Source organism: Actinosynnema sp. NPDC049800, assembly GCF_040656635.1.
Taxonomy (GTDB): Bacteria; Actinomycetota; Actinomycetes; order Mycobacteriales; family Pseudonocardiaceae; genus Actinosynnema.
The window spans coordinates 156,859-167,912 of sequence record NZ_JBFAMT010000010.1; the positions used below are offsets into that span (position 1 = coordinate 156,859).

General features: G+C 72.6%; 11 protein-coding genes. 3 read left to right on the plus strand and 8 right to left on the minus strand.

The annotated features are described in order from the left end of the window. The first annotated feature begins 31 nt into the window (after window positions 1–31). Window positions 32–1,096, plus strand: a complete 1,065-nt coding sequence (locus AB0I91_RS15150; protein WP_499637186.1) for a WD40/YVTN/BNR-like repeat-containing protein — start codon at window positions 32–34, stop codon at window positions 1,094–1,096. Between the two features lies 1 nt (window position 1,097). Then, window positions 1,098–1,382 carry a MoaD/ThiS family protein gene (locus tag AB0I91_RS15155; RefSeq protein WP_498780036.1) on the plus strand — a complete coding sequence of 95 codons (285 nt, stop codon included), beginning with the start codon at window positions 1,098–1,100 and terminating at the stop codon, window positions 1,380–1,382. On the opposite strand, the gene AB0I91_RS15160 is transcribed toward AB0I91_RS15155, so the two are convergent. From AB0I91_RS15160 to AB0I91_RS15195, 8 genes are all read right to left on the minus strand, one after another. Continuing rightward, window positions 1,379–2,194 (minus strand): SWIM zinc finger family protein, encoded by an 816-nt coding sequence (locus AB0I91_RS15160; protein WP_499637188.1) that lies wholly within the window; start codon window positions 2,192–2,194, stop codon window positions 1,379–1,381. The genes AB0I91_RS15155 and AB0I91_RS15160 overlap by 4 nt on opposite strands. Continuing rightward, window positions 2,187–4,814: a DEAD/DEAH box helicase gene (locus tag AB0I91_RS15165; protein WP_499637190.1), complete on the minus strand. Its 2,628-nt coding sequence runs from the start codon at window positions 4,812–4,814 to the stop codon at window positions 2,187–2,189. The genes AB0I91_RS15160 and AB0I91_RS15165 overlap by 8 nt, the downstream gene beginning before the upstream one ends. Before the next feature lie 966 nt (window positions 4,815–5,780). Then, the gene (locus tag AB0I91_RS15170; RefSeq protein ID WP_498783837.1) at window positions 5,781–6,050 is read right to left on the minus strand and encodes a GlsB/YeaQ/YmgE family stress response membrane protein; all 270 of its coding nucleotides are present in this window, start codon (window positions 6,048–6,050) and stop codon (window positions 5,781–5,783) included. Between the two features lie 39 nt (window positions 6,051–6,089). Beyond that, window positions 6,090–6,620, minus strand: a complete 531-nt coding sequence (locus tag AB0I91_RS15175; RefSeq protein WP_499637192.1) for a hypothetical protein — start codon at window positions 6,618–6,620, stop codon at window positions 6,090–6,092. Between the two features lie 121 nt (window positions 6,621–6,741). Beyond that, window positions 6,742–7,830 carry a DNA cytosine methyltransferase gene (locus tag AB0I91_RS15180; protein WP_498783844.1) on the minus strand — a complete coding sequence of 363 codons (1,089 nt, stop codon included), beginning with the start codon at window positions 7,828–7,830 and terminating at the stop codon, window positions 6,742–6,744. A 13-nt stretch (window positions 7,831–7,843) separates the two neighbouring features. Next, window positions 7,844–8,287, minus strand: a complete 444-nt coding sequence (locus AB0I91_RS15185) for a very short patch repair endonuclease (protein ID WP_498783834.1) — start codon at window positions 8,285–8,287, stop codon at window positions 7,844–7,846. Between the two features lie 98 nt (window positions 8,288–8,385). Continuing rightward, window positions 8,386–9,102, minus strand: a complete 717-nt coding sequence (locus AB0I91_RS15190; RefSeq protein WP_499637194.1) for a hypothetical protein — start codon at window positions 9,100–9,102, stop codon at window positions 8,386–8,388. 48 nt (window positions 9,103–9,150) lie between these two features. After that, window positions 9,151–10,263, minus strand: a complete 1,113-nt coding sequence (locus AB0I91_RS15195) for a DUF2786 domain-containing protein (RefSeq protein WP_499637196.1) — start codon at window positions 10,261–10,263, stop codon at window positions 9,151–9,153. A 90-nt stretch (window positions 10,264–10,353) separates the two neighbouring features. On the opposite strand from AB0I91_RS15195, the gene AB0I91_RS15200 reads away from it, so the two are divergent. Continuing rightward, on the plus strand, window positions 10,354–11,025 hold the full coding sequence (locus AB0I91_RS15200; protein WP_499613681.1) for a hypothetical protein: 672 nt from the start codon (window positions 10,354–10,356) through the stop codon (window positions 11,023–11,025). Window positions 11,026–11,054: the final 29 nt, after the last annotated feature.

Genomic DNA, 11,054 nt, shown 5'->3' on the forward strand with positions numbered 1-11,054 from the left:
TGTGCTGCGCGTCACAAGCTGAGGAGTTGTCATGAATCTGCTCGCCATCGGCACCCGCAAGGGCCTGTGGCTCGCGACCAGTGAAGACCGCACGTCGTGGAGCCTCAGCGGACCGCACCACCGGATGACCGAGGTCTACGCGCTCGCGATCGAGGACCGCCGCGACCGGCCGCGGCTCCTGGTCGGCACAAGCAGCTCCCACTTCGGGCCGACCGTCGTGACCAGCGACGACCTCGGCGCGACCTGGGAGGAACCGGACCGCGCGCCGATCGCGTTCCCGGCGGACGCCGCGCTGGAACGGGTCTGGCAGCTCGCGCTCACCCCCGACCCGGAGGTCGTCTACGCGGGCACGCAGCCGTCGGCGCTGTTCCGCTCCGAGGACGGCGGTCGGACGTATTCGCTGGTGGAGGGCTTGTGGAAGCACCCGCACCGCGAGCGGTGGGAGGCGGGGTACGGCGGGCAGGCGATCCACACCGTGCTGCCGGACCCGGTCGACCCGCTGCGGCTGACCGTGGCCATGTCCACCGGCGGCGTGTACCGGACGTTCGACGGCGGGTCGTCGTGGGAGCCGGGCAACACCGGCATCAAGGCCTACTTCCTGGCCGACCCGTACCCGGAGTTCGGCCAGTGCGTGCACAAGGTGAGCCGGCCCCCGTCCCGGCCGGAGCGGCTGTTCCTGCAGAACCACCACGGCGTCTACCGGTCCGACGACGCGGGGGAGACGTGGACGTCGATCGCCGACGGCCTGCCCGCCGACTTCGGCTTCGCGGTGGTGAGCCACCCGCACGACCCGGACGTGCTCTACACCTTCCCGCTGACCGCGGACGACGACCGGTTCCCGCCCGGCGGGCGGTGCGCGGTGTACCGGTCGCCCGACGCCGGGTCGTCGTGGGAGGCGTTGCGCGACGGGCTGCCGGACGGCTTCTGGACGGCCGTGATGCGTGACGCGATGTGCACGGACGCGGCGAGCCCGGCCGGCGTCTACTTCGGGTCGCGGTCGGGCGAGGTGTACGCGAGCGCCGACGAGGGCGACAGCTGGCGGCGGATCGCCGAGCACCTGCCCGACGTGGTGTGCCTGCGGGCGGCGGAGGTGTGACGTGCGGGTGCTCGTGCTGGTCCCCGGGCCGCTGCGGCAGGCGGCGGGCGACCAGGCCAGGCTGGAGGTCGACCTGCCCGAGCCCGCCACGCTGGGCGCGCTGCTCGACCACCTGGCCGCGCGGTACCCGTTGCTGGACCGCAGGTTGCGCGACGAGCGGGCCGGGCTGCGCCGTTACGTGAACTTCTACGTGGACGGCGAGGAGTGCCGCCGGCTGTCCGGCGCCGACACCTCGTTGCGCCCGGACGCGGAGGTCCGGATCCTGCCGTCGGTCGCGGGCGGCTAGCGCCGCGCGAGCCGCCGGTACAGGGGGCGCAGCTCGTCGGTCACCGAACGGCCGTCCACGACGAGCGGGTCGAGCTGGTCGAGCAGCGCGTCCGGGCGCCGCGTGGTCGGCTCCACCACGTCCGGCACGACCTCGGCGACCTTCGGGCGTGCCCAGAAGGCCTCGAACGAGTCCTCCCGCGGTCCCTGCGGCGCTTCGGGCTCGTCGGGCGGGATGGGCGCGCGCAGGTCGCGCAGCCGGTCGAGCAGGTCCTCGCGGGACCGCCCGCGCCAGGCCAGGATCTCGAACGGGTCGGTGTCGAACGACTCGGCGAGCAGGTAGCAGGTGGCGGCGAGGTGCTTGCACGGCACTTCCCAGTCCGGGCACGTGCAGTCCATGTGCAGCTCGCGCATGGTGCTCGGGAAGAGGGTGAGGCCGAGGTCGGCGAACACGTCCTCGATCTCCGGCGGCATCTCGCCCGCCAGCAGCTTGGCCGCGAAGATCGCCTGGTCGGCCAGCGCGTGCTCGATGCGCCGCCAGTCGTCGTCGGTGAACTTCCGCACCCCGATCCGCGCCCGGTACGGCTCGGGACGCGTCCCGGTCACCAGCGCCACCACCAGGCTTGACGACAGGGACAGGCTCATCACCTGGCCGGTGCGCGCGTACGACCGGCCGCGGGCGAGGCGCGCGGCCATGCCGAACGACTCCAGCACCTCCAGGAACCGGCGCGACCACCACGTCTGCGCGATGTCGCCCCGCTTGCTGCGCAACGTGAGGCCGCCCTCGACCCGGATCGGCCGCGCCGGCGGGTGGTACCCGTGCCAGTCAGTCACCGACGGCCTCCCCGGACAGGGCGAACAGCTCGCGCAGCTCGCCGGTGGACATCTCGGTCAGCCAGTCCTCGCCCGCGCCGACCACGAGCTGGGCCAACCCGCGCTTCTCCTCGATCATCCGGTCGATCCGCTCCTCCAGCGTGCCGACGCAGACGAACTTGCGCACCTGCACGTGGTTGCGCTGGCCGATGCGGAACGCCCGGTCGGTGGCCTGGTCCTCCACGGCCGGGTTCCACCAGCGGTCGAGGTGGATGACGTGGTTGGCGGCGGTCAGGTTGAGCCCCGTGCCGCCCGCCTTCAGCGAGAGCACGAAGATCGACGGGCCGTCCTCGGCCTGGAACCGCCGCACCATCTCGTCGCGCTGCCGCTTCGGCGTGCCGCCGTGCAGGTAGAGGACTTCGGTGTCGAAGCGGGCGGCCAGGTGGGGCACGACGAGCGAGCCGAAGGCGGTGAACTGGGTGAAGCACAGCGCCTTGTCGCCGTCGGCCAGCGCTTCGTCCAGGACCTCCTCCAGCCGGGCGAGCTTGCCGGAGCGACCGGCGACCCGCGAGCCGTCACCGAGGAGCTGCGCCGGGTGGTTGCACACCTGCTTGAGGCGGGACATCGTGGCCAGGACCAGGCCCTTGCGCTTGACGCCCTCCGCCTCGGCGATCTTGGCCAGCATGTCGTCCACCACGGCCTGGTAGAGCGTGGCCTGTTCGGCGGTCAGCGTGCACAGCTGCTTGACCTCGATCTTGTCCGGCAGGTCGGTGATGACCCGCGGGTCGGTCTTGAGGCGGCGGAGCACGAACGGGCCGGTGATCCGGCGCAGGCGGACGGCGGCGTCCTCGTCGTGGTGGCGTTCGATGGGCACGGCGAAGCGGGCGCGGAACGTGTTGACCGTGCCCAGGACGCCGGGGTTGACGAAGTCCATGATCGACCACAGCTCGGCCAGCCGGTTCTCCACCGGTGTGCCGGTCAGCGCCACGCGGTGCCGTGCGGGCAGGGCGCGGACGACCTTCGACTGCCGGGTGGAACTGTTCTTGATGTTCTGCGCCTCGTCGAGCACGACCCGGTCCCAGCTCACGTCGGCGAGCTTCCCGGCGTCGCGGGCGACGACCGCGTAGGTGGTGATGACCAGGTCGCAGTCGGTGTCGAGGGCGCGGTCCGCGCCGTGGTAGACGCGCACCTCCAGGCCGGGGGTGAAGCGGGCGGCTTCGCGTTGCCAGTTGCCGACCACCGACATCGGGCAGACCAGCAGCGTCGGCAGGCGTGCGCCGTGCGCGCGGTTGTGCGCTTCCAGGGCCAGCAGTTGGACGGTCTTGCCGAGGCCCATGTCGTCGGCCAGGCACGCGCCGAGGCCGAGCCGGTCGAGGAACGCGAGCCAGGCCAGGCCGCGCCGCTGGTAGGGCCGCAGTTCGGCGACCAGGCCGTTCGGCTGCCCGACCGGCTCCAGGTGGTGCTCGACCTCGCCGGAGAGCAGGTCGCCGAGCCAGCCGGTGGCGCTGACGCCGTTGAGCGGCAGTGGCAGGTCGGCGTCCTCGGGGTGCAGGCCGGAGTGCAGCAGGACCTGCGCGGCGGTCATCTGCCCGCCGCCGCGCTTGAGGAAGGCCAGGCCCGCGGCGAGGCGTTTCGGGTCGACGTGCACCCACTGGCCGCGGACCCGGACCAGCGGGACCTTGGCCTCGGCGAGGGACTGGAGCTCGGCCTCGGTCAGCCGTTCGTCGCCGACGGCCAGTTCCCACTTGTAGTCGACCAGGACCTTCAGCCCGAGTTCGCTCTCCTTGGCGACCTGGCCCGCCGTGCCGCGACTGGTGGCCGTGAGCCGGAGCCCGAGGCGGTGGGGTTGCCGCCACCACGAGGGCAGCATCACGCCGAAGCCGGCCTCCGCCAGCACCGCCGCGTGCTGGAGGAAGTCGTAGGCGCCTTCGACGTCCAGTTCCAGCTCCACCGGTCGGCGGGCGGACAGCGCCCGGTCCAACGCCGGGTAGAGCCGACCGGCCCGGCCCAGGTCGCCGAGCAGCACGTCCTCCGGCCGGCCGACCCACCGCCGCAACACCGCGTCCTGCTTGTGCCACAACTGTTCGGCCGTCACCACGACGCTGGGTTCGTCCACGGCCTGGAGCAGGAACTCGACCCGCCACCCGTCCTTCGCCATGCCGCCCTGGTCGGGCGAGCTGAGCCGGAAGCAGGTCCGAACAGGACTGTCCTGCAACCCGTTCGCCCGCCAAGTCGCCACCTTGGCCCGCAACGCACCCACTTCACCGACCACGCGCGGCTCGTCCACCAACGCGTTCAGCCACTGCCCGACCATCCCGTCCCCGCTGGGCCGCGCACCCCGCAACGCCACCCTGACCTCACGGTCGACCGCGCGGTCCAGGACTTCGTGGACCAGGTCGCCGGGTCCGTCGGAGCCCAGGAACGCCGGCGGCACGCTCGCCCGCAAAGCCGCGAAGCGCAACGCGTCCACCCCGGACAACGCGGCCCGCCACCTCGCGAACCCGTCCCCGTCCAACGACGGCAGCACCCGCCCGCGCCGAACCAACTCCCGCCCGAACTCGAGGACGTCGACCAGGAACTTCCACGAAGCCCCACCCCGACAGTCCGGTGGCAGCGACCCGGCCACCCCCTCCACCCACACGACGGGAACCAACCACTCCCGCCACCGCAGAGCCCCCCGCCGCCCACCGACGGCCTCCCTGACCAACTCGGGCGACCCGACCGGCCCACCGGCGTAAGAGGGCAACCGAACCGAAACCTCCCCGACCACCCCACCAACCAACCGCGCGAGCCCATCCCCACCAACCGCAAACGGATGCCGGACCGCCCGCCGAGGCAACCGCCCACCAACCCGCTCCGGGAAGGCCGAATCCTCACCCCAAACCCCAACCCGCCCGCCACCCACGCCCAACGCATGCAGCACCAACACGAACAGCACTATGCGCCTACCCCGACCTCACCCCCAACCCACCCCCACCCAGCCCTCCACCGCCCGCCCGACCCCGCCACCACCCCACCCCACCTAGCCACCCAACCCGCCAGCCACCGCCCCCAACCGGGCCGCCACTGCAGCCCTCACACCGCAGCCCTCCGCGCCAAACGGTCCACCCACTCCCAACCGCACCACCTGACCACTCGCCACCACACGCCCCTGCTGCCCGGCGCACCCCCGCCGCACACCCCCGCCACACGCTGCCCAGCCGCGCGCCATCCACCTCACGCACCTCGCCGCGCCACCCGGCCGCCGCGCGTACGACCAGTCCGACGACCCGGCCGCGCTGACCCGCCGCCTCTGCATCCGGTCGCACCGCCGGCCAAGTTGGCCGGCGACGCCGACCCGCCCCACGGCCCAGCCGCACCGCCGGCCCCACGTACCCGGTGACGCCGCGTGGCCCACGCGCCCGGCCGCACCGCCCAACCACGTACCCGCGTTGAACCTGCCGGCCGGGATCGAGTCGGGCGGCTGCTCGCCTGGGTGAGGCCGGGCCCTTGCCCGCGGTCCCCGGGTCGGGTTGCGGCGAGGTTGGCCCGTGTGGGGAGTGGTGGGCAGGGGGTGGTGGCAGGCCGGACGGGGTTGGACCGGGCGGCCTGCCGGTGGTCAGGGTGGTTACTGGGGCTGGCGGGACCTCCTGCGGGCCAGGGCGGTGACGCCGACGGCGGCCAGGCCGACTTGGAGGGCCAGTTCGATCCAGTCGATGCCGGAGGTGTTCGAGACGCCGATGATCGACGCCGCGAAGGTGCCCACCAAGGCCGCCGCGACACCGACCAGCACCGTCATCAGCATCGAGATCTTCTGCCTGCCCGGCACGACCAGCCGCCCGAGGCCACCGACGACCACACCGATGAACAGCGCCGAGATGAGCCCGGTGATCTCCACGAGAAGTCCTTTCCCCGCCCTATGCGTCCACCACGAGCATCACTCGACGCCCTCCCCTCCCGAATCGGGTTTGCCCCTGACCCACCCCTGATCCCGACCCTGAACCCGGAACACCTGCGCGCCGTCGGAGGACAGCTCCCGGCCGGGGACGTCCGGGTCGCAGCCCACCCTGGCCAGCCTTGACCTGATCGAGGTGGGGGAGCGTTCCAGCCGCTTGGCGATCGAACGGATCAGGTCGGCGGTCGGGGTTCCGGCGCCGGCGGCCAGCCAGTCGGCGCGCAGGCCGTCGTCCAGCTCCTGGGTCCACGGTTGGTTGGCGTTGGCCGGGCGGTCGCGGGCCGAGGGCGAGGACGGTGTGCTCAACCTGCCCAACGCCTCCAGCACCTGCGCCAGCAGCTTGCCGATCTTCGCGCCGGCGTCCGCGGGCAGGCGGATGGTGCCTTCGGCCACCAGGACACCCGAGGCGTCGACACCGGCCAGGTCGACGGACAGGTCCGGGTCGGCGGTGGCGACCACCTGGTAGGTCGTGGAGCCGATGCGGACCGCGTTCTCATACGTGGTTGTCGTCATGGTGATGACGCTAGCGGAGGGGTCTGACAATTCCGGGCCGTCGGCGATCGGGCAACGGACGGGGCCGCAGGGTGGGGGAGCGGGCCGGAAGCCCGGGGTCGCGGGCGGGAGGGCAGGGAGGTCAGGGGCAGAGCGGGCAGGTCGGCGCGGTCGGCTCGGTGCCCGTCAGGTAGGGCTTGAGGTGTTCGGCGATGGCCCTCGCCAACGACGGCGGCACGGCGTTGCCGATCTGCCTGGCCACCTCGATCTTCGTGCCGCACCACTCGAACGAGTCCGGGAACGACTGCAGCCGCGCCGCCTCCAGGTGCGTGATCGGGCGGTCGACCCGGTGGCCGTCCTCGCCCGGCTCCCACTGCGGGTGCAGGTAGCGGCCCTTCTCCGGCTTGTAGAACTCGGTGCGGATGGTCACCGACGGCTCGTCCCACCGCAGCCGGCCCATCACGTCCGTCGTGCCGCTCTTCTTCTCCCGCCAGCACCGCGGCAGCAGCTCCGTCGGCACGTCGAACCGCCCACCGCCCGGCGGGACGTGGCGGTACCGCTCCAGCGACAACGGCGTGGGGTTGCGGCCGATGTGCAGGTCCGGGCTCTTGAACGGCCCCGGCAGCTCCCGACCGAAGAACTCCACCACCGAGTTCGGCAACGCGGTCGTCACCGGCCGCTCGGGCAGGCCGCGGAGCACGTCGCCCACGGTGTGCCACTGCCCGCGCGGGTGCGTCGCGACCGGCAGCGGGACGCGCCCGATCCGCGAGCCGATCACGATCGTGCGCCGACGCCGTTGCGGCACGCCGAAATCCGCCGCCAGCAGGATGCCGAAGCTCAGCTCGTAGCCCTCGGTCTCGGCCTGGAGCAACGCGAACTCCGTCGACGCCAGGAACCGGTCGACGTTCTCGATCACGAACACCTTCGGCCGGGCCTTCCGCACGAACCGCAGGTACTCGCGCCACAACGAGTTGCGCGGGTCGTCGACGTCCTTCGAGCCCAGGTTCGAGAACCCCTGGCACGGCGGGCCGCCCACGATCACGTCGACCTCGGGGATCGCGCTGTCCGGCACGGCCGCGATGTCCGACCAGCGGATGTGGTCGTCACCGAAGTTCGCCGCGTACGTCGCCGCCGCGTGCAGGTCCCACTCGACCGCCATCACCGGCGAGTAGCCGCCCGCCGCGGTGAACCCCGCGGTCATGCCGCCACAGCCGGCGAACAGGTCGATCATGGACAGCACGGGCTCAGGCTAGCCGACCGCGACGCCGCAGCACCGTGGTCCGCACCCGACTCGCCGCGACGGCCGGGTCCTCGTGCTCCCACACCCGCACCGCGAGCCACCCCGCGTCCGCCAGCACCTGGTCGGTGTTCGCGTCACGCGCCTGGTTCGTCTCGATCTTGGTCCGCCAGAACTCGCCGTTGCGCTTGGGCCAGGTGCCGTGCTCCGGGCAGCCGTGCCAGAAGCACCCGTCCACGAACACCGCCACCTTGGCCGGCCCGAACACCACGTCCGCCTCACGCCGCACCGCGCGCACCGGCCGCTGGTGCACCCGGTACCGCAGCCCCAGCCGGTGCAGCTCGCGCCGCAACGCGACCTCGATGCCCGTGTCACGGGAACGCTGCTTGCTCATCCGGGCGCGGACGTCGTCCGTCGTCTCCAGGTTCGGCACCCGGCCATGATGGCTCATGCGCCTGTTCCGCCGGCGCTCGCCACGGCCCGAGCCGGTCCGGAACCTCCCCGCACCCGCCGGTGGTCACGACGGCCGGACCTGTGCGTGGCCTCCCCTCATGCCGGGTGCAGCACGTCCCGCAGCCGCCGTGCCGCGCGGTCCAGTTGGGTGCGTGACGGCAGCAGGGCCGCGCCGACCTGCGTGAACTCGGTGATCCCCAGGTCGGTGAAGAAGAACGGCGGCATGGCGTGCACCAGCAGGTCCGCCGAACGCTGCCCGCCGCCGCGCGGGTTGAGGACCAGCCGCTCCACCCACGCGTCCACCTTGAACACGGTGTCCGCCAACGGGTGCACCCGCACGTCCAGCCCGTGCCCGCGCAGCACCGCGACCACGTGCACGTCACGCAGGAACCCCAGGAAGTCGGACACCACGCGGTTGCGCAGCGCCGCACGCCCCTCCGGCCCCACCTCGGCGATCACTTCACGAGCAGGCGTCCACAACATCCCCCGCGCCCGCTCGTCGGCCTCGCAGAACTCCCGGAACTCCGGCCAGCGGGGTAATCGGCCCAGCGCCTCGACCACGTGGTGGGCCACGTGCGCGAAGGCGAAGTCGGGCCGCCAGTCCCGGATCTCCGGCAGGTCCGTCGGACCCGGCCGCGGCGCGCTGCGGCACGCGGCCTCGACCTCGTCGGGGGTGATCCGGTGCACGGCGACGGACTCGTGCGCCATCACGTGCGCCACGACGTGCTTGCGCCCGCTGAACCAGTGGTTGAAGTGGAACCGGGTCTCCTGCGTGACGTTGAACAGCCGGCGCACTTCCATCGCGGTGGTCATGACGCGGAGAGTACGGACGACCACCGACAGTTCCGGCGAACCCGCAGGTCAGGTGATCGACAGGTTGGCCCGGTCCGCGGCCGAACGGCCCGCGTCCCACCCCGCCGCGCTGCGCACCGGCGTCGTCTTGGCGACGGTCCGGGCGAACATCGCGCCGAAGTACTCCTCCACCGCCTTCTTGCGCTCGGCCAGCACGGGCAGCAGCCGGTCGTCGTCGGGCACCTCGTTCGCCGTCCGCAGCCGTTCCCCGATCCGGTGCGCGTAGGACAGCAGGAACGACTTGCGGAACGCCGCCGACCGCGCCTCGTCGCCCTTGCGCGCCTTGTCGCCGGCCGCGACCATCGCCCGCGTCGCCTGGAGCAGCAACGACGCCGACAGCAGCTCCACGATCTCCAGGTCGAGCTCCTCGCCGACCAGCGCCACGAACCCCAGGTCGTACACCACGGCGCGGCAGCGGTTCGCCTCCGCGACCACGTGCACGACGTGCGCCTTGCCGTCGAAGTACCGCTTGTCCAGCCACAACCGGCGTGACGTCGTCGTCGGCGCCTCCAAGGGCATCCGCTCCAACGCGTGCCGCGTCACCAGCTCCTGCGCCTTGGCCGACAGCGCCTCCGCCTCGTCCGGGAACGCGGTCGACTCCGCCTTGGCCAACAGGCCGCGCACCCGGTTGAGGATCTTCGGGTCGACGTGGTGGTGGTCGACCTCGGCCAGCGGCGTGCCCGGCTTCGGCACGATCACCGGCAGGCCCGGCAACGTGACCAGCACCGCCAGCGCCGCCACCGCGGCGGCCACGGCGTCCTCGCGCAGCTCGATGTGCCTGCTCGCCCACTGGTCGACGTGCGGCTGGGAGGTGTCCCACCACACCGTCGCCCCGATCTCCGCCAGCTGCTCCCGCCAGCGCGGGTGCAACGCCGGGTAGCGGGACGCCTCGATGGCCAACGAGTCGACCAGGAACGACAACGTGCGCTCGTCCTCGTTGCGCCGTACGACCTCGTACACGTCGTAGGGCAGCCAGCCGTGCTCCCAGAGGTGATCGAAGGCACGCCTCAGCACCGCCTGGACGGCGTCGTCCACTTCGGCCGGTGGGAGGGAGGAGGTGCGCGGCAGCCGGGCCCGGCGATTCGCCGCGGCCCGCCACAACGCCTCGCGCAGGGAGTCCACGACCGCCGATTGTCCCCTTTCGGGTGTGGTGTCGCCGCACCCGGTGCGCGTTGCGGCCCGACCCGACCCCCGACGTGCCAGCCTCGCGCGGTGAGCCGGAAGACGCAGGTGCCGAAGCGGCGGCCGATCGTGGTGGTGAACCGTCCACAGGGGACGCCGCTGACCGTGGCGCAGCGACAGGTCGTCCACCGCTGCCGCGCCCTGCCGCAGCTGCTCGACCCGCTGGAGGCCGAGCTGACGGTCAGCAGCGCGGTCGCGGACCTCCGGCCGGACGAGGAGTTCTGGGCGGGCCTGATCGAGCACGCCGTGTCGCTGCCCAGCCGGCGCAACCACGCCCTGCTGCGCGTCCTGGCCGCCGTGCTCACCGGTCGTCCGCGCGAGTGGGCGGCGAGCGCCGTCACGCCGGCGGGCCCGGACCTGGTGGTCGGCGGGGCCTGGATCTGCGACCGTTCGATCGACGCCGGCTACCTGGCCCTGATCTGCACGTACACGTTCGCCCGCGCCGAGCACGCCATGGTGTTCCTGATCGACGAGCTGTCGGGCGGCGAGGTGCGCACCGCCTTCGTCACCAGGGACGTCGTCACCGCCCGCACCCGCCTGGCCGACCAGGGCCCGCTGACCCCGATCGGGACCGAGGCCGCGCACTGGCTGCTGGCCAAGTCCTACGACCGCCTCGACCGCAACGCGGACGCGGTGATCGACCAGGACGTCCGGCGGACCCGGCTGCTGGCGGCCCGGCGGATCGCGCTCGCGTTCGGGTGACCCCTAATTCATTACCTCGGGATCGAATC